Origin of the sequence: Paracoccus salipaludis (assembly GCF_002287065.1) — a bacterium.
GTDB lineage: Bacteria > Pseudomonadota > Alphaproteobacteria > Rhodobacterales > Rhodobacteraceae > Paracoccus > Paracoccus salipaludis.
Window position 1 is genome coordinate 274,614 of sequence record NZ_NSJZ01000002.1, and the last position, 21,671, is coordinate 296,284.

The window sequence follows — 21,671 nt, forward strand, 5'->3', positions numbered from 1 at the left end:
ACTTGCCGCAGATGTCATGACCCGAGCCGCAGAATCCGTCGCCCCTGATGTCCCGCTGAAGGATGGCGAGTCGGTCCGTGCCGGACGGCAGGTGCCTTCCGGGTCGAAGGGCGCGGTTCCCGGCACCTGTCTTTTCTCGGCGGTGCGCAACGAGGCGCCGTTCCTGATCGAGTGGATCGCCTATCACAAGGTCATCGGTTTCGAGAGATTTCTCATCTTCGCGAATCCTTCGACCGATGGAACGGACGAGTTGCTGGCGGCGCTGCACGATGCGGGCGAGATCACCTATGTCCCGCATGAGCCGCCCGCAGGAGTCGCAGCCCAGCCCAACGCGGTCCGGCTTGCCAACGAAGGGAATTACATCCCCGACGGCGCATGGGTCGCGTGGCTGGACGCGGACGAGTTCCTGAACATCCACCACGCCGACGGCCGGCTGGATTCGCTGATCGAGTGGATGGGCGACCGCGTCTGCATGCTGATCCAGTGGAAGGTGTTCGGCGACAACGGCCACGCCGGCTTCGGCGGGCGGTTTGTATCCGGTGACTTCGTGAAGGCCGCCACTCCGGACGATCCCGTGAATGACGAGATCAAGTCCTTCTTCAGGAAGGGCAACGGCATCACGGGCTTTTCGTCGACGGACATACATCGTCCTGCCGTTTCGCGGAACAGGCACCTGACCCCTGCGGCTGTCGCGACCGGTTCCGGGCGGCAACTGCTGTCCAACCGGCGCTCGAAGGCCTGGCTTTCCGGAAAGGCAGGCGGGCACAACAAGACCGCGCCTGCCGATCGCGGCTTCGAGATCGCCCAGGTGAACCACTACACGGTGCGGACGCCCGAATTCTTCCTGCTGAAGCGCGTCCGGGGGGCCGGGTACAGGGCAGACCAGGAAGGCGTGGTCAACCCGCGTCATCGTGCAAGCTATTACCGCACATACAACCGCAACGAAGCCGAAGACCGCAGCATCCTGCGCTGGGAAGCCGCATGTGGCCGCGAGATGGCGCGCCTTCTGGCAATCCCCTCCGTCCGCGCGGCGCATGACGCGGCAATGGAAAAGGTGCGGCAGGAGATTTCCCGGCTGTCGGCCGAGGCGCTGGCCGAACTGACGGGCGACCGCCCGCAGGAGGAAGTGACCGGACCCGCCCCCGAGGAGCCCCCGGCCCCGGCGCAGCCCGGATTCCGCCTGACCTTGCCGGATCAGGAAGCCGAGGCGCTGGAACGGGCCTATGCCTCGGCCCGGGTGGTGCTGGAATACGGCAGCGGCGGCTCGACCTTTCTTGCGCTGCGTTCGGGGGCCGAGTTCGTGATGTCGGTGGAAAGCGACAAGGCCTGGTCCGAACGGATCGGCGCGGCCCTGGGCGCCGAGTTCCCCGCGGACCGCTTCCTTGTCCATCACGCCGACATCGGCCCGACCGGCCCCTGGGGCCGTCCCGCCGGAAGCGGGGCCTACCGGCGGTTCCACCTTTACGCCACGGGCATCTGGGACCGTCCCGGTTTCCGCCATCCCGATGTCGTGCTGATCGACGGGCGCTTCCGGGTGGCCTGTTTCCTGGCCGCGATGATCCGCTGCACGCGGCCTGTCACCGTGCTGTTCGATGACTATATCGACCGCAAGTACTACCACTGGATCGAGGAGCTGATCCCCCGCGACGAACTGACCGGGCGGATGGCGCGCTTCACGGTCTGTCCCCAATCCCTGCCGCCCGAGCAGCTGACACGCTTCGCGGGCGCCTTCACCGACCCGCGCTGAACCAGCAACAACATGGGGCAGACGCGCCCTGAAAGGATAGCCAGATGGTCCAGTTCAACCTTCCCAAGAACAGCCGCATCCGGGTCGGAAAGACCTGGCCCAAGCCCGAGGGCGCGACGAACCTGCGCCGCTTCAACATCTACCGCTGGGACCCGGACACCGGCGAGAACCCGCGGCTGGACACCTACTGGATCGACCTCGACAAGTGCGGTCCGATGGTCCTGGACGCGCTGATCAAGATCAAGAACGAGATCGACCCGACGCTGACCTTCCGCCGGTCCTGCCGCGAGGGGATCTGCGGGTCCTGCGCGATGAACATCGACGGCGGCAACCATCTCGCCTGCATCTACGGCATGGACGAGATCAAGGGCGACGTGAACATCTACCCGCTGCCGCACATGCCGGTGGTCAAGGACCTGATCCCGGACCTGACGCATTTCTATGCCCAGCACGCGGCGGTGCACCCCTACCTGATCACCGAGACGCCCGCGCCGGGCAAGGAATGGCGCCAGTCGATCGAGGACCGCAAGAAGCTCGACGGCCTGTATGAATGCATCCTCTGCGCCTCCTGCTCGACGGCCTGCCCGTCCTACTGGTGGAACCAGGACCGCTTCATGGGGCCTGCGGCGCTGCTGACCGCCTATCGCTGGATCATCGATTCCCGCGACGAGGCCACGGGCGAGCGGCTGGACGAGCTGGAGGACCCCTTCAAGGTCTACCGCTGCCACACGATCATGAACTGCACCAACACCTGCCCGAAGGGCCTGAACCCGGCGAAGGCCATCGCCGAGATCAAGCACATGATGGTCGAGCGCGCGATCTGATCGCAGCGCATTTGTCCGGAAGGCCGCCCCTTGGGGCGGCCTTTTGCATTGCGGCTATGCGCTGGGGCGGACGTGACCGCGCGTCACGCGCATGGCGAATGCTGCACTGCAGCACTATATCGAGGGCAAGGGAGGACTGTCCTCTAGCGAAGTGAGACACCGATATGGACCGCACCGACAATGCCGAACGCCCGCAGGGCCTGATGGCCGATCTTGAGAACCGCGCCCGTCCCGTGCGCCGCCTGCCGAACACCCGTGCCCTGGACGTCCTGAACCAGATGTACGCTTACCACGACATCCAGGCGCCCGCGGGGCAGGTGGAATCCGCCTACGACCACGCGGCCTGATCCGCGACCGTCGCACTTGAAACGGGGCCGGACAACCGGCCCTTTTTTCATGCCTGCTCGTCGGGGGGCATGTGCAACTCGGCCGCAAGGAAGCGCTCGAAGTCGTCGAGGTCGAGCGGATCGACCAGCCCGAAGGCGCGCATCCAGACGGCCGCCGGGCGCATCCCCTCGGGGTCGAGCTTGCACCAGGTGATCCGCCCCCGGCGCTCCTGCTGGATCAGCCCGGCCGAGGCGAGCGTCCCGAGGTGTTTCGAGATCGCGGCCAGGCTGATGCCGAAGGGCGCCGCCACGTCCGTCACCGCCATGTCGTCCTCCAGCAGCATCGACAGGATCGCGCGCCGCGTCGGGTCGGCAAGCGCCGCGAAGATGGCGTCGAGGTCGGGATCGCGGCTCATGACTCACGTTCAACTGTGCGGTTGAATGATGGCCCGCCGGTGCCATGGCCGCAACCCGCCAGCGGGCGCGCGGCTAAGCCGTTGAAGATCAACAGGATGAAACAGGCGGCGCGATGGTTGACTCGGGGCAGGGGACTGCCTATCAGCACCGCAACTCGAAGGGGGCAGGCGTGTCTGACGACGGCGACGACGGCGTCCACCAGGCGCGGGACGCCGAACGGCTGAAGGCGCTGGAAGAACGGCTGGCGCAGGCCCGCCGCGACGACCGGCTGACGCCTCCGGGAATGGACAAGTTCGCCCATGCCAACCAGGCGTGGCGGATGGTCATCGAGCTTGTGGCCGGCCTCGCCGTGGGGTTCGGCGTGGGCTTCGGGCTGGACCGGCTGCTCGGCACGACGCCGATCCTGCTGGTGATCTTCATCTTCCTCGGCTTCGCGGCCGGCGTGAAGACAATGCTGCGGACCGCCGCCGAGATGGGCAGGGCCGCAACGGGAACAGGGCCGGCCAAGCCGGCGGACGACAGGCCGGCGGGTGACCCGGCGAAGGACGAAAGGGACTGAGCGTGGCGACTGAAGAAAGCACGGGCCTGGTGTTCCATCCGATGGACCAGTTCATCGTCCGTCCGCTGTTCGGCGACGGCCCGATCCACTGGTACACGCCCACCAACGTGACGCTGTGGCTGATGCTGGCGGTGCTGGTGGTGTGGCTGCTGTTCGTCGCGGGCACCTCGGGCCGGTCGCTGATCCCCTCGCGCGTGCAGTCGATGGCGGAACTGTCGTACGGCATGGTCCACAAGATGATCGAGGAAGTGTCGGGCAAGGAAGGCCTGCGCTACTTCCCCTACATCTTCACGCTGTTCTGCTTCATCCTCTTCTCGAACCTGCTGGGCCTGCTGCCCAAGTCCTTCACCACGACCTCGCACATCGCCGTCACGGGCGTGCTGGCGGTGCTGGTGTTCCTGGGCGTCACCATCCTGGGCTTCGTGCTGAACGGCACCCATTTCCTCGGCCTCTTCTGGGTCAAGTCTGCGCCGCTGGCGCTGCGCCCGGTGCTGGCCGTGATCGAACTGATCTCGTACTTCGTGCGCCCCGTCAGCCACTCGATCCGACTTGCGGGCAACCTGCTGGCCGGCCACGCCGTGATCAAGGTCTTTGCCGCCTTTGCCGCCATCGCGGTCGTGGCGCCGGTCTCGATCCTCGCCATCGTCGGCATGTATGCCTTCGAGGTCATGGTGTCCGTGATCCAGGCCTATGTCTTCACCATCCTGACCTGCGTGTACCTCAAGGACGCGCTGCACCCGGGCCACTGACGCCCGAGCGGGATCTCACTTTCCAACCGTTTCCAAGCCTCAAGGAGCATATCATGGAAAACGTCGCGACCTACGCCGAACTGGGCAAATACCTGGGTGCTGGCCTGGCCTGCATCGGCATGGCGGGCGCCGCCATGGGCGTGGGGAACGTCGCCGGCAACTACCTGGCGGGCGCCCTGCGCAACCCTTCGGCCGCCGCGTCGCAGACCGCCACGCTGTTCATCGGCATGGCCTTCGCCGAAGCCCTGGGCATCTTCTCGTTCCTGGTCGCCCTGCTGCTGCTGTTCGCAGCCTGATCCCGGCGCCACTCCTTGCTTTTGGGCGGGTGCCTGACGCGCCCGCCCGATTGCCAACCGCAGGCCAGGGATAGGATATGTTCAGCCTCTTGCAGCAGACCGCCCCGACCGCGGTCGAAACGACCACCCCCACCACGGCCCCCGCCGATCAGGGTTCCACGGTGACGACGATCACCGTGCCGCTGAACGGCGAGGCCGCGTCCTCCGGTGCGGCTCCCGCCGCGCCTGCCGGGCATGACGCGCATGTCGAGCAGGGCACGCCTGCCGCTGCGGAATCGACCGCGGCCCAGACGCACGCGACCGACTCGATCATCGTGCCGAACGCCAGCGGCGCCGAGCACGCGCCCGCCACCGCCGAGGACGGGGAAGGCCACCTGCCGACCTCGGCCGTCATCGAGCATGCCGACGGCACCACCGAGCACGTGGGCGCCGCCGTTCCGGGCACCGACGACACCCACGCGGTCGTCGAGGATCACGGCGCTGCCGAATCCGCCGGGATGCCGCAGCTCGACTTCGCCACCTTCGGCAACCAGATTTTCTGGCTGCTGGTTGCGCTGGCGCTGATCTACTTCATCCTGTCGCGCGTGGCGCTGCCGCGCATCGGCCGCATCCTGGGCGACCGGCAGGGGCTGATGACCGCGGACCTGGCCGCGGCCGAGGACTTCAAGCGCAAGGCGCGCGAGGCCGAGGCGGCTTACGAAAAGGCGCTGGCAGATGCCCGCGCCGAGGCCAACAAGATCGTCGCCGCCAACAAGGCCGAGATCGACGCCGAGCTGAAGGGCGCCATCGCCCGCGCCGATGCCGAGATCGCCGCCCGGACGCAGGAATCCGAACGGCGCATCGCCGAGATCCGGCAGTCGGCTGCCTCGGACGCCCGCACCGTCGCGCGCGACGTGGCTGCCGATCTGGTGCGCGCCTTCGGCGGCAACCCCGACGGGGCCATCGACCAGGCCGTTGACGCCCGCATCAAGGGAGTTGTGCTATGATCGCCCGTCTGACCGCCGTGGCGGCCGCCCTGGCCGCAAGCCCCGCGCTGGCCGCGACCGGGCCCTTCTTCTCGCTGCGCAACACGGACTTCATCGTCCTGCTGGCGTTCCTCGTCTTCATCGGCATCCTTCTGTACTACCGGGTGCCGTCGGCCATCGGGCGGATGCTCGACAAGCGGGCCGAAGGGATCAAGGCGGATATCGCCGAGGCCCGCCGCCTGCGGGACGAGGCGCAGGAAATCTACGCCAACTACGAGCGCCGCCAGCGCGAGGTGCAGGGTCAGGCCGATGCCATCGTGGCGAACGCCCGCCGCGAGGCGCTGGCCCAGGCCGACAAGGCCAAGGTGGACCTGCAGACCTCGATCGATCGCCGCCTGCAAACGGCGCAGGACCAGATCTCGGCCGCCGAGACCGAGGCCGTGCGCGCCGTCCGCAACCAGGCGATCCAGGTCGCCATGGCTGCGGCGACCGAGGTGCTGGGCCGCCAGATGGGTCCGCAGGATCGCAGCGCCGGCATCGACCGTGCCATCGACGACGTGGCCCGCCACCTGAACTGAGCGCCGCCTTCCGGCAGGAACAGGAAACCCCCGGTGTCGCCACCGGGGGTTCTTGCATGTCCGGCCCGGCTCAGCGGGTGGGGCGGATGATGATCTCGACCCGGCGGTTCTGCGCGCGGCCCGCCTCGCTGGCGTTCGAGGCGACCGGCTGGCTTGACCCCATGCCGCTGGTGGCGATCCGGTTGGGCGCCACGCCGCCCGAGGTGAGGATGGCCGCGACCGAGCGCGCCCGGCGCTGCGACAGGTCCATGTTGTAGGACGCCGCACCCGTCGAGTCGGTATGGCCGATCACCTGCACCGTTGAATTCGGATACTGCTGCAGGTTCCGTGCCAGGGCGTAAAGGTCGTTCTGGGCCGGGCCCGAGACGGCGGCGCTGTCGAAGGCGAACAGCACGCCTTCGGGCAGGGTCACGTTCAGCGTCTGCCCGGTGTTGACCACCTGCACGCCGGGCGTGGTCATCTGGCTTTGCAGCGCGCGCGCCTGCGCGTCGAGGACCGAGCCGACCAGGCCGCCGGCCGCGCCGCCCACGATCGCGCCCCGGGCGATGTCGCGGCCGCGGTTGTTGCTGTCGTCGTCACGGACCGCCCCAAGGATCGCGCCCGTCGCGGCGCCGGCAAGGACGCCCTGCTGCGTGCGGCTCATGTTGGTGGGCTGGCCATAGGGATCGGTCGCGCAGGCGCTCAGCGCCATGGCGCCGGTCACGGCGAGGATCACGGGAACGCGGCGTGTCATCATGCTGTCCTTTCATGGGCAAGGGTCGAGCCGTGAGGCTCTTGCGGCACTCCGTTCGACCGGGGGAACGGTGGCAGGCTTGCAGAAGTTCCGTTGATCGGCCAGCGGAACCCGCTGATCGCGCGTCACTTTCCCTCGACCGGCCGAAAGGGTTGCGCCGCCGTCCAAGGCCGGGCATCACCACCTGATGGCCCAGGACCCGACGCCCACCCCCTTGGCACCCCGCACCCGGCGCGCCGCAGCTGCGCGGGCCCCGGCGGGGCGGCTGCCGCCACCCCTGCCATATGCCGAGCAGGTGGCGATCTTCACCATTCTGCGGGCAAGCAACCCGCGGCCGGTGACGGAGCTGCAGTATCGCGACGCCTTCACGCTGCTGGTCGCGGTTGCCCTGTCGGCGCAGGCGACCGATGTCGGCGTGAACAAGGTCACGCCCGCGCTGTTCGACGCCGCGCCCACGCCGCAGGCCATGGTCGCGCTGGGGGTCGAGGGCGTGACCGACTACATCAGGACCATCGGGCTTTTCCGGCAAAAGGCCAAGAACGTGGTCGCCCTGTCCCAGCGGCTGATCGACGTCTACGGGGGCGAGGTGCCCTCGTCGCGGGCGGCGCTGATGACGCTGCCGGGGGTGGGGCGCAAGACGGCGAACGTGGTGCTGAACTCGGTCTGGCGGGTGCCCGCGCAGGCGGTGGACACCCATATCTTCCGGGTCGGCAACCGCACCCGCATCGCGCCGGGCCGCGACGAGGCGGAAGTCGAGCGCGCCATCGAGGACAATGTGCCCGCCCCGTTCCAGCAGGACGCCCATCACTGGCTGATCCTGCACGGCCGCTATGTCTGCCAGGCCCGCCGACCGCGCTGCCCGATCTGCCCGATCCGCGCGCATTGCCCTTATGAGCCCAAGACGACCGATCCCGTCTGAGGCGGCCCCTTGCTGCGGCGGCTGCGCCCCGGTTTAAACGCGGAAACAGCCAGGGGGACAGCGCATGGCATATCAGGTGATCGGCATCGGCAATGCGGTCATGGACGTGATCTCGACGGCAGCGGATGCGCAGCTGGACCGGCTGGGGGTGCAGAAGGGCATCATGCAGCTGATCGAGCGTGACCGCGCCGAGGTGCTGACCCACGCCAGCAACGGCGCGCGGCTGATCCCCGGCGGCTCGGTCGCCAACACGCTGGCGGGGCTGGGGCGGCTGGGGCTGTCCACGGCCTTCATCGGCCGCGTGGCCGGGGACGACCTTGGCCTGGCCTATGCGCGAGACATGGGGGCGGACGGGACAGATTTCGTGAACGCGCCGCTGGACGGGGCGGACCTGCCGACCTCGCGGTCCATCATCTTCGTGACGCCCGACGGCGAGCGGTCGATGAACACCTATCTGGGCATCTCGGCCGAACTGGACGAAAGGGACGTGGATGCCGGCCTCTTCTCGGGCGGAAGCTGGCTGTTCCTGGAAGGCTACCTGTTCGACAAGGACAAGGGAAAGGCCGCCTTCCTGAAGGCCGCCGAGGCCTGCCATGCCGCGGGCGGGCAGGCGGGCATCGCGCTGAGCGATCCGTTCTGCGTCGATCGCCATCGCGAGGATTTCCGCCGCCTTGTCGCAGGGCCGATGGACTACGTCATCGGAAACATCCACGAATGGCAGGCGCTTTATCAGGTCGAGGACCTCGAGGAGGCGCTGCGGCTTGCCTCGGCCGATTGCGGCACGGTGATCTGCACCCGCTCGGGCGAGGACGCGATCCTGATCCGGGGCGGAGAGCGGGTGACGGCGCCGGTCCACCGGGTGACGCCCGTGGACGCGACCGGCGCAGGGGACCAGTTCGCGGCCGGCCTGATCTACGGGCTGGCCCAGGGCAGGCCGCTTGCGGTCGCGGGCCGGATGGGATGCATCGCCGCCGCCGAGGTGATCGGCCATGTCGGCGCCCGCCCCGAGGCGGACGTCATGGCGCTGTTCCGGGCCGAAGGGCTGGCCTGAGCCTTACTGCCCGGCTGCCGGTGCCGGTCCGGGTGCAGCAGGCTCGGGGGCGGCCGGGGGGACGGGCTCACCAGCAGCAGGCGCCACGGCCTCGGGCGCAGCAGCGGTCGTCGCGGGCGCGGCTGGGGCGGGTGTCACCGGCCCGGGCGTCGCGGGGGCTGCCGCCGGAGGCGTGACCGGGGCGGGGGCAGCCGTGGCCGCGACAGGCTCGGGCGCTGCGGGCTGGTCCGGCGTGATCCGCCAGATCGTGTTGGACAGGTCGTCGGCCACGATCACCGCGCCGCGCGGATCGACGGTGACGCCGACGGGGCGGCCGCGCGTGTTGTCGGCGTCCTGCAGGAAGCCCGTGACGAAGTCGATCGGCTCTCCGGCGGGCCGGCCGTCCCGGAAGGGGATGAAGACGACCTTGTACCCGGCCGGCGGGTTGCGGTTCCAGCTGCCATGCTGGCCCACGAAGACGCCCTCGGCGAACTCGGCGCCCATCTCGGGCACCGAGAAATCCACGCCCAGCGCCGCGACATGCGAGCCCAGCGCATAGTCCGGCACGATGGCCGAGGCGACCTTTTCGGGGTCCTGCGGCTGGGCGCGGACATCGACGTTCTGTCCCCAGTAGCTGAAGGGCCAGCCGTAGAAGCCTCCCTCCTGCACCGAGGTCAGGTAGTCGGGCACGAGGTTGTCGCCGATCTCGTCCCGCTCGTTCACCACCGCCCAGAGCTGTCCGGTGCCCGGCTGGATCGTCAGCGCCGTGGGGTTGCGAAGGCCGGTCGCATATTGCCGGTGCATCCCCGTTTCCACGTCGATCTGCCAGATCATGGCGCGGTCTTCCTCGGCCTCCATCCCGCGCTCGGTGATGTTGCTGTTCGACCCGATGCCCACATACAGGAAGCGGCCGTCCTCGCTGGCCGTCATGGCCTTGGTCCAGTGGTGGTTGATGACCGAGGGCAGTTTCGTCAGCACCTCGGGCGGGCCGCTCGCCTCGGCCTGGCCTTCGGCATAGTCGAAGCGGACCACGGCATCCTGGTTGGCGACGTAGATGGCGCCGTTTACGAAGGCGAGCCCGTAGGGAGAGTTCAGGTTTTCGGCAAAGATCCCCCTTGTTTCGTAGGCGCCATCGCCATCCGCGTCGCGCAGCAGGGTCAGGCGGTTGCCGCCGGAAACCGAGCTTTTCCCCCAGCCCTTGATGATCCCGGCGATAAGATCCTTGGGGCGCAGCGCCGGGGCGCCCTGACCCTTGCCCTCGGCCACGAGGATGTCGCCGTTGGGCAGGATCAGCATCTGGCGCGGGATCATCAGGTCGGTGGCAATGGGCTGGATCGTGAAGCCCTCGGGCACCACGGGGCGGTCGTCCCCCCACAGCGCGGGGCGGGGGATCTTCATGGTGGGCAGCAGGCCCCGCTGCGGTTCCACCAGGGTCGGGTTGGGGCCGTATTGCGGGGTCTGGTCCTGCGCGGATGCGCCGGTCGCCAGGGTGCCGATCGCGGCGGCGGTGCCAAGCAGATGAAGCAGGCGCATCATGTCACCCTTCGGTCTGGATGCCGGAAAAGCCGATCCATGCCGCCACGAAGGCCAGCAGCGCCGAGGCCGACGACAACCAGATCGCCTCGGGCATGATGGCCCAGGCGTCCTTGGCATGGACAAGGGCGTTGAGCAGCCCGAGCACCCACGCGGCCAGCAGGGCCACGAAGTAGAGGGTCGTGCGGCGCTGGCCGCGCGTTTCCCGGCGGAACAGGTTGATCAGCGCCCAGAGCCCGGCAAAGGCGCCCACGAGCAGGCCTCCGGCGTTCAGCCATTGCGCGAAGTTGTGCCACTGGATCTGGAAGGTCGCGCGATAGGCGAGGTCGCTGGCAAGGGTTCCAAGGAACAGCGGGAAAGGGAAGGACAGAAGGATCGCGTGCAGCGGGTGGATCGGCCTCGGGTCGGCCGGACCATAAAGTGCAACCATGTCTGCGTCCTCGCCGTTTTCCTTGGGTTGCGAACGCAGGCCCTCGCGGGGGGGTTCCCCCATGAGTTGCAAAAGGCAACGGGCGCCGGAGTTTCCCCCGGCGCCCGCCACTGGTCCTGTTGCCTCGGGTTTGCCTTACGCGGCCTGCTTCTGCCCGCCGAAACGGCCGTAGAAGCTTTCGCCCTTGGCCGCCATGTCGCGCACCAGGGCAGGCGGGGCGAAGCGGTCGCCATGCTCGGCCGCCAGCTTGTCGGCAAGTTCCACCACGCGCTCGGCGCCCAGCATGTCCAGCCAGCCGAAGGGCCCGCCGGTCCACGGCGCGAAGCCCCAGCCCAGAATGGCGCCCACGTCGCCCTCGCGGATGTCGGTCAGCACGCCCTGCTCCAGCGCGCGCACGGCTTCCAGCGCCTGCACGAACATCAGGCGGTGCTGGACCTCGGTCAGCTCGGGCTGGTCCTCGGCGCGCGGCCAGTTTCCGGACAGGCCCGACCACAGGTCCTGGCGCTTGCCGGCCTCGTCATAGTCGTAGAAGCCGGCCTTGGCCTTGCGGCCCATCCGGCCCTCGTCGGCCAGCTTGAAGATGACCGCGTCCACGTCCTGATCGGCATAGGCGTCGCCCATGGCGGCCCGGGTGGCCTTGGCGATCTTGACGCCCAGGTCGATCGAGGTCTCGTCCACCAGTTGCAGCGGCCCCAGCGGCATCCCCATCAGCTTGGCCGCGTTCTCGACCAGCGTGGGGTTCACCCCTTCGCCGACCATGCGGATGCCTTCGTTGATGTAGGGGATGATGCAGCGGTTGGCGTAGAAGAAGCGCGCGTCGTTGACGACGATCGGCGTCTTGCGGATCTGCCGCACGAAGTCGAGCGCCTTGGCCACCGCGCGGTCGCCGGTCTGCTGGCCCCGGATGATTTCCACCAGCGCCATCTTGTCCACGGGGCTGAAGAAGTGGATGCCGATGAACTGCTCGGGCCGCGTGCTGGCCTTCGCCAGGTCGCTGATCGGCAGGGTCGAGGTGTTGGTGGCGAAGATCGCGTCGGCAGGGATCACCGCCTCGGCCTTGGCAGTCACGCCGGCCTTGACGGCAGGGTCCTCGAACACCGCCTCGACGATCAGGTCGCAGCCTTCCAGCGCGGCATAGTCGGTGGTGGCGGTGATGCGGCCCAGGACCTCGGCCTTCTTCTCCTCGGTGACCTTCCGGCGGCTGATGCCCTTGTCCAGAAGCCCGGTCGAATAGGACTTGCCCCGGTCGGCCGCTTCCTGGGTGGAATCGATCAGCACGACCTCGATGCCCGCGTTGGCCGAGACATAGGCGATGCCCGCGCCCATCATGCCCGCGCCGAGGACGCCGACCTTGCGGACGCGCTGGTCGGGCGCCTCGGGACGGTTCGCGCCCTTTTCCAGCGCCTCCTTGTTGATGAAGAGGCTGCGGATCATGTTGCCCGAGGACGGGTTCATCAGCACATGGGTGAACCAGCGCGCCTCGATCCGCAGCGCGCTGTCGAAGTCCACCAGCGAGCCTTCATAGACCGCCGACAGCAGCGCCTTGGCGGCCGGATAGACGCCCATCGTCTTGCCGTGGACCATCGCCGCGGCACCGAGGAAGGTCATGAAGCCGCCCGGGGTATAGGGCGAGCCGCCGGGCATCTTGTAGCTCTTCTGCTCCCACGGCTTGACCAGGTCGGCGTCGGTGGCCTGAAGGACCCAGGCCTTCGCGGCGGCGAGCGGGTCCTCGACCACTTCGTCGATGATGCCCGCCCCCTTGGCCTTCGCCGGTTCGTTCATCTTGCCTTCCAGCAGCAGCGGAGCCGCCGCCATCGCGCCCAGCTTGCGGATCAGCCGCGTGGTGCCGCCCGCGCCGGGGAAGATGCCGACCATGATCTCGGGCAGACCGATCTTGGCCTTGGGGTTGTTCGCGGCGAAGATGCGGTGGGTCGCCAGCGGCAGTTCCAGCCCGATCCCCAGCGCAGTGCCGGGCAGGGCGGCGGCGATGGGCTTGCCGCCCTTCTGTGTCTTGCGGTCCATGCCCGCCAGCTCGATCTTGCGCAGCAGGTGGTGCAGGCTCATCACCCCGTCGAAGACCGCCTTTGCGCCGCCTTCCTTCATCTGCGCCAGCACGTTCAGGTCCATGCCGGCCGCGAAATCCGCCTTGCCGCTGGTGATGACGATGCCTTTCACGGCCGCGTCGGCCAGGGCGTCGTCGATCAGGTTGTTCAGTTCCGCCGCGCCGTCCATGGACAGCACGTTCATCGACTTGCCGGGAACGTCCCAGGTGATGACGGCGACTCCGTCGTCGCCCTTCTGCATCGTGAAATCGGTCATGGCTGCCTCACACCCGCTCGATGATCGTTGCCGCGCCCATGCCGGACGCGATGCACAGGGTCGCCAGACCCGTTTCCTTGTCCTGCCGTTCCAGTTCGTCCAGCAGCGTGCCGATGATGATGGCGCCGGTCGCGCCCAGCGGATGGCCCATCGCCATCGCCCCGCCGTTCACGTTGACGCGCGCCGGATCGACCTGGAAGGCCTGCATGAAGCGCAGCACGACCGAGGCAAAGGCCTCGTTCACCTCGAACAGGTCGATGTCCGAGATCGACATCCCGCTGTCGCGCAGGATCTTGTCGGTGACGGGCACCGGTCCGGTCAGCATGATCGTGGGATCGGTGCCGATCTTGGCGGTCGCGCGGATGCGCGCCCGGGGCTTGAGGCCGCGTGCCTCGCCCCATTCCCTGCTGCCGATCAGGACCGCCGCGGCCCCGTCCACGATGCCCGACGAGTTGCCGGCGTGGTGGATATGCTCGATCCGGTCGAGATGGGGGTATTTCAGCAGCGCGACCTTGTCGAAGCCGGGCATGACCTCGCCCATCTCCTTGAAGGCGGGCTTCAGCTTGGCCAGATCCTCCATCGTCGTGCCGGGACGCATGTATTCGTCATGGTCGAGGATCAGGACGCCGTTCTGGTCGCGCACCGGAACGATGGACTTCGCGAAGCGGCCTTCTTCCCAGGCCTTCGCGGCGCGGCGCTGGGATTCAAGGGCCAGCGCGTCGGCTTCATCCCGGGTGAAGCCGTATTCGGTGGCGATGATGTCGGCGGAAATGCCCTGCGGGACGAAATAGGTCTTCATGGCAAGGCTGGGGTCCACGGCGATCGCCGCCCCGTCCGAGCCCATCGCCACGCGGCCCATCATCTCGACGCCGCCGGCGATATAGGCGCCGCCCGCGCCCGCCTTGACCTGGTTGGCGGCAAGGTTCACCGCCTCCATGCCGCTGGCGCAGAAGCGGTTGATCGACAGGCCGGGGATGCTTTCGTCCAAGTTTGACAGCAGCACGGCGGACCGGGCAAGACAGCCGCCCTGTTCGCCGACCTGGGTCACGTTGCCCCAGATCACGTCCTCGACCGCCTGGCCGTCCAGCCCGTTGCGTTCCTTGACCGCGTTCAGCAGGCGCGCGGACAGGGCCACCGAGGTGACCTCGTGCAGGCTGCCGTCCTTGCGGCCCTTGCCGCGCGGCGTGCGGGCCGCGTCATAGATGTAGGCGTCGGTCATGCGTCCTCCTTCAGGCCCGGTCGGCAGGGCTGCCGGGCATCAGATCATAGGGGTGCTTCCAGCCCGGCAGACCCGCGATGCGGTCCAGCCAGGCGTCGATATGGGGCCAGTCGGCGCGGTCGAAGCCGAAGGGCTCGGGGTAATACAGATAGCCGCAGCAGGCGAAGTCGGCGATCGTGGGCTCGGCGTCGGCCACCCACCCGCGGGATGCGAGATGGTCGTTCAGCACCTGGTAGGCGGCTTTAAGGCGGCCCTGCTGGAAGGCGATCACCTCGGCGGGGCGCTTCTCGGGGGGCAGGAAGTTCGACAGGAAGCGCGTCGAGCCCGCAAGGCCCGAAAGCTTGTGGTTGTCCCAGAAGAGCCAGCGCAGGACCTCGCTGCGGTCCGTGCCGCCGAAGCGGCCGGTGCGCCCGGCCACGTGCAGCTGGATCACGGCGGACTGGGTCAGCGTCAGGTCGCCGTCCCGCAGGACCGGCACCTCGCCCATCGGGTTCAGGGCGCGGAAGGCGGGGCTGCGCGCCTCGCCGTTGAAGAAATCGACCTTGACGGGCTCCCAGGGGAAGCCTGCCAGTTCCATGGTCAGCGCGGCCTTGTAGGCGTTGCCAGATTCACCGAAGCACCAGAGTTGCGCCGTCATTCCTGCCCCCGTCGTTGCCACCGGGGGCTTCGCGCCCCCATCGTGATATATGACGATCCCCCGCGGGATATTTCCGCGAAGAAGAATCTCGTGAGAGATTAACCGTTTCTCAAGGTTTCGCCTTCAGCATTGTTTTCACGGTACAGGCTGGGAAGCCGATGACCGTCGAAGGAGAAGGACGCCTCGGTCCGCCAGAGATGCCCAAGGGCCGCGCGGGCCGAGGCCGCAGTCCGGCCTGCGTTCTTCTTCGCCCAAACATCCCCGCCGGAGGCTCCGGCCGTGCCGCCGGCGGGGAGGGTGGGCACCTCAGAACTGCTCGGCCGCCAGCGCCATCACCGTGTCCGAGCCCGACTGGATGCGGGCCAGGTGCGTCGCGGTCATCGGCAGTTGCCGCTTCATGTAGTAGCGGCCGGTCGCCAGCTTGGTCCGGTAGAACTCGGCGTCCCCACGGCCTTCGTCCAGCGCCTTCTGCGCGGCGACGGCCATCCGCCCCCACATCAGGCCCAGCACCGTGTGCCCGAAGAGGTGCATGAAGTCGTAGGAACCCGCCAGCGCGTCGTTCGGGTTCTTCATGCCGCGTTCCATGAAGAACATGGCCGCCGACTGAAGGTCCTTGGACGCGGCCTTCAGGGGCTCGAGGAAGTCGGCCTTCAGCGCCGCGTTGCCCTCGTTCTCGCGGATGAAGCCCTTGACCATCTCGAAGAAGCCCATGACGTGCTTGCCGCCGTCCAGCGCCAGCTTGCGTCCCACGAGGTCCAGCGCCTGGATGCCGTTCGCGCCCTCGTAGATCATGGCGATGCGGGCGTCGCGCACGAACTGCGACATGCCCCATTCCTCGATATAGCCGTGGCCGCCATAGACCTGCTGGGCCTGCACCGTGCCCTCGAAGCCCTTGTCGGTCAGGAAGCCCTTGATGACGGGGGTCAGCAGCGAAACGAGGCCCTCGGCCTGCGCGTCGCCCGCATGGCCGCGGTCGATCAGGTCGGCGCCCCAGAAGGTCAGCGCGCGGGCGCCTTCCAGGAGGGATTTCTGGTCCATCAGCGCGCGGCGGATGTCGGGGTGGACGATCAGCGGGTCGGCGGGACCCGACGGGTTCTGCGCGCCTGTCACCGCGCGGCCCTGCAGGCGGTCGCGGGCATAGATGACGGCGTTCTGATAGGCGGCCTCGGCCACCGCATAGCCCTGCAGGCCCACGCCCAGCCGCGCCTCGTTCATCATGGTGAACATGGCGCGCATGCCCTTGTGCAGATCGCCCAGGAGCCAGCCCTTCGCCCCGTCATAGTTCATGACGCAGGTCGAGTTGCCGTGGATGCCCATCTTCTCCTCGATCTTGCCGACCGAGACGGGCTGGCGCTCGCCCAAGCTGCCGTCCTCGTTCACCAGGAACTTCGGCACGATGAACAGGCTGATGCCCTTGGTGCCCTCGCCGCCGCCCGGCGCCTTGGCCAGCACCAGGTGGATGACGTTCTCCGACATGTCATGGTCGCCGGCCGAGATGAAGATCTTCTGGCCGGTGATCAGGTAGCTGCCATCCTCCTGCGGCTCGGCGCGGGTCCGCAGCATCCCCAGGTCCGTGCCGCAATGGGGCTCGGTCAGGTTCATGGTGCCGGTCCAGTCGCAGGAAACCATCTTCGGCAGGTAGGTGCGCTTCTGCTCGTCCGTGCCATGGGCATGGATGGCGGAATAGGCGCCATGGGTCAGGCCCTGGTACATGTTGAAGGCCATGTTGGCCGCCACGAAGATCTCGCCCGTGGCCACGCCCATGACATAGGCCATTCCCTGGCCGCCGTATTCGGGATCGCAGTCGAGGCCGGTCCAGCCGCCCTCCTTCACGGCCTCGAAGGCGGCCTTGAAGCCTTCGGGCGTGCGGACGACGCCGTTTTCCAGCACGCAGCCCTGCTGGTCGCCGACGGCGTTCAGGGGCGCCAGCACCTCGCTGGCCAGCTGGCCGGCGGCCTCCAGGATCGCCTCGGTGAACGAGGGCTCCAGGTCGGTGCGGCCGGGCAGGTCCGAGGCGGATACCTCAAGGACGTCATGCAGCAGGAACTGCATGTCGCGGATCGGGGCGTTGTAGGCGGTCATGGGGCCTCCACGGCAGATGTCGGGGATGCGGGCGACGCCCGCCCCGGCCTTGCGGCGGGCGCGTTCGGGGTGCGCTGCATCCACGGGATCACGTCGGATGGCTGCCGTGGCGGACGGACGGACAGCAGAACGTCGGACATCGCTGAACTCCTCCCCTCGTCAGCCTTGCGGGACAAGAGTTACAGCGCGCCCGCCGCTTCGCCAGCGGAGACGCTGCGTCATCGCCGCGCTTGCCGGGACGTCAGTTCGCCGGGGCCTCGGGGCGGCTGTCGTCGGGGGGCATGTCTTCCAGCAACTGCACCGTTTCGGCACGCAGCTTGCGCAGGTCGGCCATGGAGGCCTCGATTTCCTCGCGCTGGGCGGCCAGCACGTCCAGCTGGCGGGTGGCCAGGTCCAGCCAGACCTCATACTGCGCGCGCGTGCCCTGCTGCTGGTAGATCAGCAGCCACTGGCGAATATCTTCCAGGCTGAAGCCGAAGCGGCGGCCGCGCATGATCAGCTTCATGCGGGCGATCTCGCGCGGGCCATACCAGCGCGCGCGGCCCTCGCGGCGCGGGCTGAGCAGCTCGATATACTCGTAATAGCGCAGCGTGCGTGGAGTCACGTCGAACCGGGCGCACATGTCCTTGAAACTGATCCAGCTTTCGTCCGGCATTCCTTGCGTCCCCGTGCGTCGTGCCGCAACGTAACGCAGCACGACGCAGACCTCAACCGCAACGGGTGGCGCATCTGCAGCCTTGCGGGGCGGCGGCGGGCAGGGCAGTCATCCCCGAGGCGACATGGCGAGGACGAGGATGGAACTTCTGCCCGGCACCCGGACCGAGGACGTGGCCGAGATGGCCCGCATCTTCATGACCGTCATCCCCCATGCCCGCGCCCTGGGGATGGAACTGGTCGAGGCCACCCCCGGCGTGGTCGAGATCGCGATGCCCTGGAGCGAGGAGTTCGTCGGCGACCCCCGCACAGGCGTCCTGCACGGGGGCGTGATCTCGGCCCTGATGGACACCTGCTGCGGGGCCGCGGTGATGACCCACCCCACGCGGCCCGCCACGACGGCGACCATCGACCTGAGGATCGACTACCTGCGCTCGGCCACGCCGGGCCAGCGCGTGCGGACGCGGGCCGAGTGCTTTCACATGACGCGCTCGGTCGCCTTTGTGCGCGCCGTGGCGCGGGACGAGGGCGACACGCTTGTGGCCACGGCCACGGGCAGCTTCACGGTCGGGGGCTGAGATGGGCGAGACAGAGATGACGCGCGAATCGGTGATCGACCGGCTGCTGGCGCGGGTGCCCTATGTCCGCTGGCTGGGGGTCACGGTGGACCGCCGGGGGGACGAGCTGACGGCCGTGCTGCCCTTTTCCGACAAGCTGATCGGCAACCCGGTGCTGCCCGCCCTGCATGGCGGCGTCACGGCGGCCTTTCTTGAGACAACGGCAGTGCTGGGCCTGCTCTGGGCCACGCTGGACGGCAGGCACGGCCTGCCGGACGGGGACGAGGGGCTGCCGCGGCTGCCCAAGACCATCGACTTCACGGTGGACTACCTGCGCTCCGGCACGGCACGGGACGCTTACGCGCGGGCCCGCGTGGTGCGGCTGGGGCGACGCTATGCCAGCGTGCAGGTCGAGGCCTGGCAGGACAGCCGCGACCGTCCCTTCGCCCAGGCCAACGGGCATTTCCTGATGCCGCAGGGGTAAGCTGCCCGGAGCGGCCCGAGCCAGAAAAAAGGCCCCCTGAAGGGGGCCTTTGCGCCGTTTGCGGGCCGCTCAGGCTTCCGAGGCGATCTGGCGGCGTGCTTCCTCGCGCAGTTCGACCATCTTGGCGCGGATCGTCGCCTCGTCGGTGCGGCCGGCCAGGTCCTCGCTGAGCTTGCGGAACACGTCGTCCTCGCCCGGCTCCTCGAAGTCCGAGGTCACGACGGTCAGCGCATAGGTCCGCGCCTCGTCGCCGTTCTTCCCCAGCAGGCCCGCCGCCCATTCGCCCAGCAGGCGGTTGCGGCGCGCCTCGGCCTTGAAGCGCAGTTCGGCGTCATGGGCGAACTTGGTTTCAAAGGACCGTTCGCGGTCGTCGAAGGTGGTCATCGCGGCCTCCGTTGCAAGATTGCGCCTGATATGCCCATGCGGCCTGACTCAAGCAAGCCCGTATTGCCCCCGCAGGGCGAACGGCGTTATGGGTGCGGCGAGTTCCCCAGCTTTCCCGGACGAAAGGCGCGATCATGGCCCCCAGGCGCAAGAAGATCTATGAGGGCAAGGCCAAGATCCTTTACGAAGGCACCGAGCCCGGCACCCTGATCCAGTATTTCAAGGATGACGCCACCGCCTTCAACGCACAGAAGAAGGCCGTGATCGAGGGAAAGGGCGTGCTGAACAACCGCCTGTCCGAGTTCTTCATGCAGGGCCTGGGCAACATCGGCGTGCCGACCCATTTCATCCGCCGCATCAACATGCGCGAGCAGCTGATCCGGCAGGTCGAGATCATCCCGCTGGAGGTGATCGTGCGGAACTTCGCCGCCGGGTCCATCGCCAAGCGGCTGGGGATGGAGGAGGGGACCCAGCTGCCCCGTCCCATCGTCGAATACAGCTACAAGAACGACGAGCTGGGCGACCCCATGGTGTCCGAGGAATACGTGATCGCCTTCGGCTGGGCGACCCAGCAGGACCTGGACGACATCGTCAGCCTCGCGCTGCGCGTCAACGACTTCCTGTCGGGCGTCTTCTACGGCGTCGGCATCAAGCTGATCGACTTCAAGATCGAGATCGGCCGCATCTGGGACGGCGATTTCATGCGGCTGGTCGTGGCCGACGAGATCAGCCCCGACAGCTGCCGGCTGTGGGACGTCAAGACCGGGCAGAAGCTGGACAAGGACGTGTTCCGCCGCGACCTGGGCAGCCTGACCGACGCTTATACCGAGGTCGCGCGTCGCCTGGGCGTGATGCCGGCCGCAGCCCCCGTCAAGCCCACGCTGATCAACTGAAGGAACGCCGCGCATGAAAGCGAAAGTCACGATCATGCTGAAGAACGGCGTCCTCGATCCCCAGGGCGAGGCGATCCGCCACGCGCTGGGCATGCTGGGCTTTTCCGGCGTGAACGGCGTCCGGCAGGGCAAGGTGATCGAACTGGACCTGGCCGCCGAGGATCGCGCCGCGGCCGAGGCCGAGGTGGGCCGGATGTGCGAAACGCTGCTGGCCAACACGGTCATCGAAAGCTGGCGCGTCGAGATCCTGTGAGCGCCTGCCGGCGCGGGCCGGGGCGCTGCCCCGCTCGGGCCGTGCCCCTTGCTCGCCCGGAACCGTCCACCGGACGGTTTCGCGGGCGCCCGCAAGCCCGGGATATTCGGGCGAAGAAGAACAAGCTGGGGTCGGGTCCATGATCGACCGGCTTCACGCCTTCATGGTGCTGGCGCGCGAGCGGCATTTCGGCCGCGCGGCCGAGGCGCTGGGGGTCACCCAGCCCTCGCTGTCCTCGGCGCTGAAGTCGCTGGAGGATCAGCTGGGCGTGCAGCTTGTGCGCCGCGGGTCCCGTTTCCTCGGGCTGACGCCCGAAGGCGAGCGGGTGCTCGAATGGGCGCGGCGCATCGTGGGCGACGTCCGCACCATGCAGGCGGAACTGCGGGCGACGCGCAGCGGCGTGTCGGGGCGGCTGCGGCTGGGCGTGATCCCGACGGCGATGCCGCGCATCGCGGAACTGACGGCGCCCTTCCTGGCGCGCCATCCCGCCGCCGAGGTCACGATCCTGTCGCGGTCGTCGGACGAAATCCGCGACCAGATCGCCGCGCTGGAACTGGACGCGGGCGTGACCTACCTGGACGGCGAGCATCTGGGGCGGCTGCGGACGATCCCCCTGTTCCTGGAAACGCTGTGCCTGGTAGACCGGACAGAGGAGGGCGGGCCGGTGTCCTGGGCCGAGGCGGCGCGGCGGCCCCTGTGCCTGCTGACGCCCGACATGCAGAACCGCCGGATCGTGGCCGCGCGACTGGCCGAGGCGGACGCGCCGGCGGTGCCGCGGGTGGAATCCAACTCGATGCTGGCGATCCTGTCCCACGTGGCAGCCGGCGGCTGGGCCGCGATCCTGCCGCAGGCGCTGGCGGACGGGCTGCCCTTGCCCCCGGGTGTCAGGGCCCGGCCGCTGTCGGGCGGGCCGGGAAACATGGTCGGGCTGGTGCTGGCCGCGCGGGAGCCGCTGCCGCCCTTGCTTGAGGCCATGGTGCAGGTGACGGGGCATGCATTCGATAGATAGGCCCTATCGCTGGACGATAGTTCAGGATTGATCAGCCTATCGCCCGGGCTTAACCCTGTGATGCCAGCGGCCAT

The 21,671-nt window shown here is 68.3% G+C and carries 25 protein-coding genes; 15 read left to right on the top strand and 10 right to left on the bottom strand.

The annotated features are described in order from the left end of the window. The first annotated feature begins 16 nt into the window (after positions 1 to 16). From CK240_RS04000 to CK240_RS04010, 3 genes are all read left to right on the top strand, one after another. A complete protein-coding gene (locus CK240_RS04000; RefSeq protein WP_095639035.1) occupies positions 17 to 1,747 on the top strand; it encodes a glycosyltransferase family 2 protein in 1,731 nt (576 codons plus the stop codon). A 44-nt stretch (positions 1,748 to 1,791) separates the two neighbouring features. Next, positions 1,792 to 2,571 carry a succinate dehydrogenase iron-sulfur subunit gene (locus tag CK240_RS04005; RefSeq protein ID WP_095639036.1) on the top strand — a complete coding sequence of 260 codons (780 nt, stop codon included), beginning with the start codon at positions 1,792 to 1,794 and terminating at the stop codon, positions 2,569 to 2,571. 164 nt (positions 2,572 to 2,735) lie between these two features. Then, positions 2,736 to 2,918 carry a hypothetical protein gene (locus CK240_RS04010; RefSeq protein WP_095639037.1) on the top strand — a complete coding sequence of 61 codons (183 nt, stop codon included), beginning with the start codon at positions 2,736 to 2,738 and terminating at the stop codon, positions 2,916 to 2,918. 47 nt (positions 2,919 to 2,965) lie between these two features. On the opposite strand, the gene CK240_RS04015 is transcribed toward CK240_RS04010, so the two are convergent. Next, entirely contained in the window at positions 2,966 to 3,313 is a 348-nt protein-coding gene (locus tag CK240_RS04015) for an ArsR/SmtB family transcription factor (RefSeq protein WP_095639038.1), read from the bottom strand. 170 nt (positions 3,314 to 3,483) lie between these two features. On the opposite strand from CK240_RS04015, the gene CK240_RS04020 reads away from it, so the two are divergent. The 5 genes from CK240_RS04020 to CK240_RS04040 all read left to right on the top strand — a co-directional run bounded on the left by CK240_RS04020 (position 3,484) and on the right by CK240_RS04040 (position 6,461). Continuing rightward, complete coding sequence (locus CK240_RS04020) at positions 3,484 to 3,873, top strand: AtpZ/AtpI family protein (RefSeq protein ID WP_095639245.1); 390 nt, start codon at positions 3,484 to 3,486, stop codon at positions 3,871 to 3,873. A 2-nt stretch (positions 3,874 to 3,875) separates the two neighbouring features. After that, positions 3,876 to 4,622, top strand: coding sequence for a F0F1 ATP synthase subunit A (locus tag CK240_RS04025; RefSeq protein WP_240517274.1), 747 nt, complete (start codon positions 3,876 to 3,878; stop codon positions 4,620 to 4,622). A 53-nt stretch (positions 4,623 to 4,675) separates the two neighbouring features. Continuing rightward, the gene (locus tag CK240_RS04030) at positions 4,676 to 4,918 is read left to right on the top strand and encodes a F0F1 ATP synthase subunit C (RefSeq protein ID WP_090754114.1); all 243 of its coding nucleotides are present in this window, start codon (positions 4,676 to 4,678) and stop codon (positions 4,916 to 4,918) included. A gap of 422 nt (positions 4,919 to 5,340) precedes the next feature. Next, positions 5,341 to 5,904: a F0F1 ATP synthase subunit B' gene (locus tag CK240_RS19150; RefSeq protein ID WP_276303735.1), complete on the top strand. Its 564-nt coding sequence runs from the start codon at positions 5,341 to 5,343 to the stop codon at positions 5,902 to 5,904. Further along, complete coding sequence (locus tag CK240_RS04040; protein WP_095639040.1) at positions 5,901 to 6,461, top strand: F0F1 ATP synthase subunit B; 561 nt, start codon at positions 5,901 to 5,903, stop codon at positions 6,459 to 6,461. The genes CK240_RS19150 and CK240_RS04040 overlap by 4 nt, the downstream gene beginning before the upstream one ends. 70 nt (positions 6,462 to 6,531) lie before the next feature. Here CK240_RS04040 and CK240_RS04045 read toward each other — a convergent pair whose 3' ends face one another. Continuing rightward, entirely contained in the window at positions 6,532 to 7,194 is a 663-nt protein-coding gene (locus CK240_RS04045) for a YiaD family glycine zipper/OmpA-like lipoprotein (protein ID WP_095639247.1), read from the bottom strand. 265 nt (positions 7,195 to 7,459) lie between these two features. Here CK240_RS04045 and nth point away from each other — a divergent pair, with 265 nt between their 5' ends. Both nth and CK240_RS04055 read left to right on the top strand, forming a co-directional pair. Then, on the top strand, positions 7,460 to 8,113 hold the full coding sequence (nth, locus tag CK240_RS04050) for an endonuclease III (protein WP_420818608.1): 654 nt from the start codon (positions 7,460 to 7,462) through the stop codon (positions 8,111 to 8,113). 64 nt (positions 8,114 to 8,177) lie between these two features. Next, on the top strand, positions 8,178 to 9,164 hold the full coding sequence (locus CK240_RS04055; protein ID WP_095639042.1) for an adenosine kinase: 987 nt from the start codon (positions 8,178 to 8,180) through the stop codon (positions 9,162 to 9,164). 3 nt (positions 9,165 to 9,167) lie between these two features. Here the strand turns inward: CK240_RS04055 and CK240_RS04060 are convergent, their stop codons facing one another. From CK240_RS04060 to CK240_RS04090, 7 genes are all read right to left on the bottom strand, one after another. Beyond that, positions 9,168 to 10,676 carry a PQQ-dependent sugar dehydrogenase gene (locus CK240_RS04060; RefSeq protein WP_205957748.1) on the bottom strand — a complete coding sequence of 503 codons (1,509 nt, stop codon included), beginning with the start codon at positions 10,674 to 10,676 and terminating at the stop codon, positions 9,168 to 9,170. Positions 10,677 to 10,680: 4 nt separating this feature from the next. Further along, positions 10,681 to 11,106, bottom strand: coding sequence for a DUF2231 domain-containing protein (locus CK240_RS04065; RefSeq protein ID WP_095639044.1), 426 nt, complete (start codon positions 11,104 to 11,106; stop codon positions 10,681 to 10,683). Between the two features lie 135 nt (positions 11,107 to 11,241). Beyond that, positions 11,242 to 13,425 carry a 3-hydroxyacyl-CoA dehydrogenase NAD-binding domain-containing protein gene (locus tag CK240_RS04070; RefSeq protein ID WP_095639045.1) on the bottom strand — a complete coding sequence of 728 codons (2,184 nt, stop codon included), beginning with the start codon at positions 13,423 to 13,425 and terminating at the stop codon, positions 11,242 to 11,244. Positions 13,426 to 13,432: 7 nt separating this feature from the next. Beyond that, a complete protein-coding gene (locus CK240_RS04075) occupies positions 13,433 to 14,644 on the bottom strand; it encodes an acetyl-CoA C-acetyltransferase (protein WP_095639046.1) in 1,212 nt (403 codons plus the stop codon). A 10-nt stretch (positions 14,645 to 14,654) separates the two neighbouring features. Next, positions 14,655 to 15,281, bottom strand: a complete 627-nt coding sequence (locus tag CK240_RS04080) for a glutathione S-transferase family protein (protein WP_095639047.1) — start codon at positions 15,279 to 15,281, stop codon at positions 14,655 to 14,657. A 306-nt stretch (positions 15,282 to 15,587) separates the two neighbouring features. Further along, complete coding sequence (locus CK240_RS04085) at positions 15,588 to 17,363, bottom strand: acyl-CoA dehydrogenase C-terminal domain-containing protein (protein WP_095639248.1); 1,776 nt, start codon at positions 17,361 to 17,363, stop codon at positions 15,588 to 15,590. Between the two features lie 241 nt (positions 17,364 to 17,604). Beyond that, the gene (locus CK240_RS04090; RefSeq protein WP_095639048.1) at positions 17,605 to 18,018 is read right to left on the bottom strand and encodes a MerR family transcriptional regulator; all 414 of its coding nucleotides are present in this window, start codon (positions 18,016 to 18,018) and stop codon (positions 17,605 to 17,607) included. A gap of 139 nt (positions 18,019 to 18,157) precedes the next feature. On the opposite strand from CK240_RS04090, the gene CK240_RS04095 reads away from it, so the two are divergent. Together CK240_RS04095 and CK240_RS04100 are read left to right on the top strand one after the other, a co-directional pair. After that, positions 18,158 to 18,595, top strand: coding sequence for a PaaI family thioesterase (locus tag CK240_RS04095; protein ID WP_095639049.1), 438 nt, complete (start codon positions 18,158 to 18,160; stop codon positions 18,593 to 18,595). 1 nt (position 18,596) lies between these two features. After that, entirely contained in the window at positions 18,597 to 19,058 is a 462-nt protein-coding gene (locus tag CK240_RS04100) for a PaaI family thioesterase (RefSeq protein ID WP_095639050.1), read from the top strand. A gap of 69 nt (positions 19,059 to 19,127) precedes the next feature. On the opposite strand, the gene CK240_RS04105 is transcribed toward CK240_RS04100, so the two are convergent. Next, positions 19,128 to 19,442, bottom strand: a complete 315-nt coding sequence (locus tag CK240_RS04105) for a DUF1476 domain-containing protein (RefSeq protein ID WP_095639051.1) — start codon at positions 19,440 to 19,442, stop codon at positions 19,128 to 19,130. Positions 19,443 to 19,576: 134 nt separating this feature from the next. Here CK240_RS04105 and purC point away from each other — a divergent pair, with 134 nt between their 5' ends. The 3 genes from purC (at position 19,577) to CK240_RS04120 (ending at position 21,597) form a co-directional block, all read left to right on the top strand. Continuing rightward, positions 19,577 to 20,335: a phosphoribosylaminoimidazolesuccinocarboxamide synthase gene (gene purC, locus CK240_RS04110; RefSeq protein WP_095639052.1), complete on the top strand. Its 759-nt coding sequence runs from the start codon at positions 19,577 to 19,579 to the stop codon at positions 20,333 to 20,335. A gap of 13 nt (positions 20,336 to 20,348) precedes the next feature. Then, positions 20,349 to 20,588: a phosphoribosylformylglycinamidine synthase subunit PurS gene (purS, locus tag CK240_RS04115; protein WP_095639053.1), complete on the top strand. Its 240-nt coding sequence runs from the start codon at positions 20,349 to 20,351 to the stop codon at positions 20,586 to 20,588. Positions 20,589 to 20,727: 139 nt separating this feature from the next. Continuing rightward, positions 20,728 to 21,597 (top strand): LysR family transcriptional regulator, encoded by an 870-nt coding sequence (locus tag CK240_RS04120; protein ID WP_095639054.1) that lies wholly within the window; start codon positions 20,728 to 20,730, stop codon positions 21,595 to 21,597. Positions 21,598 to 21,671: the final 74 nt, after the last annotated feature.

Bases quoted from the DNA above. Each gene is read 5' to 3' on its own strand.
- CK240_RS04065 (WP_095639044.1), bottom strand. From the start codon at position 11,106: ATGGTTGCACTTTATGGTCCGGCCGACCCGAGGCCGATCCACCCGCTG.
- CK240_RS04100 (WP_095639050.1), top strand. From the start codon at position 18,597: ATGGGCGAGACAGAGATGACGCGCGAATCGGTGATCGACCGGCTGCTG.
- CK240_RS04080 (WP_095639047.1), bottom strand. From the start codon at position 15,281: ATGACGGCGCAACTCTGGTGCTTCGGTGAATCTGGCAACGCCTACAAG.
- CK240_RS04030 (WP_090754114.1), top strand. From the start codon at position 4,676: ATGGAAAACGTCGCGACCTACGCCGAACTGGGCAAATACCTGGGTGCT.
- CK240_RS04120 (WP_095639054.1), top strand. From the start codon at position 20,728: ATGATCGACCGGCTTCACGCCTTCATGGTGCTGGCGCGCGAGCGGCAT.
- purC (WP_095639052.1), top strand. From the start codon at position 19,577: ATGGCCCCCAGGCGCAAGAAGATCTATGAGGGCAAGGCCAAGATCCTT.
- CK240_RS04105 (WP_095639051.1), bottom strand. From the start codon at position 19,442: ATGACCACCTTCGACGACCGCGAACGGTCCTTTGAAACCAAGTTCGCC.
- purS (WP_095639053.1), top strand. From the start codon at position 20,349: ATGAAAGCGAAAGTCACGATCATGCTGAAGAACGGCGTCCTCGATCCC.
- CK240_RS04045 (WP_095639247.1), bottom strand. From the start codon at position 7,194: ATGACACGCCGCGTTCCCGTGATCCTCGCCGTGACCGGCGCCATGGCG.
- CK240_RS04085 (WP_095639248.1), bottom strand. From the start codon at position 17,363: ATGACCGCCTACAACGCCCCGATCCGCGACATGCAGTTCCTGCTGCAT.
- CK240_RS04015 (WP_095639038.1), bottom strand. From the start codon at position 3,313: ATGAGCCGCGATCCCGACCTCGACGCCATCTTCGCGGCGCTTGCCGAC.
- CK240_RS04075 (WP_095639046.1), bottom strand. From the start codon at position 14,644: ATGACCGACGCCTACATCTATGACGCGGCCCGCACGCCGCGCGGCAAG.
- CK240_RS04060 (WP_205957748.1), bottom strand. From the start codon at position 10,676: ATGCGCCTGCTTCATCTGCTTGGCACCGCCGCCGCGATCGGCACCCTG.
- CK240_RS04000 (WP_095639035.1), top strand. From the start codon at position 17: ATGACCCGAGCCGCAGAATCCGTCGCCCCTGATGTCCCGCTGAAGGAT.
- CK240_RS04005 (WP_095639036.1), top strand. From the start codon at position 1,792: ATGGTCCAGTTCAACCTTCCCAAGAACAGCCGCATCCGGGTCGGAAAG.
- CK240_RS04095 (WP_095639049.1), top strand. From the start codon at position 18,158: ATGGAACTTCTGCCCGGCACCCGGACCGAGGACGTGGCCGAGATGGCC.
- CK240_RS04055 (WP_095639042.1), top strand. From the start codon at position 8,178: ATGGCATATCAGGTGATCGGCATCGGCAATGCGGTCATGGACGTGATC.
- CK240_RS04070 (WP_095639045.1), bottom strand. From the start codon at position 13,425: ATGACCGATTTCACGATGCAGAAGGGCGACGACGGAGTCGCCGTCATC.
- CK240_RS04090 (WP_095639048.1), bottom strand. From the start codon at position 18,018: ATGCCGGACGAAAGCTGGATCAGTTTCAAGGACATGTGCGCCCGGTTC.
- CK240_RS04010 (WP_095639037.1), top strand. From the start codon at position 2,736: ATGGACCGCACCGACAATGCCGAACGCCCGCAGGGCCTGATGGCCGAT.
- CK240_RS04040 (WP_095639040.1), top strand. From the start codon at position 5,901: ATGATCGCCCGTCTGACCGCCGTGGCGGCCGCCCTGGCCGCAAGCCCC.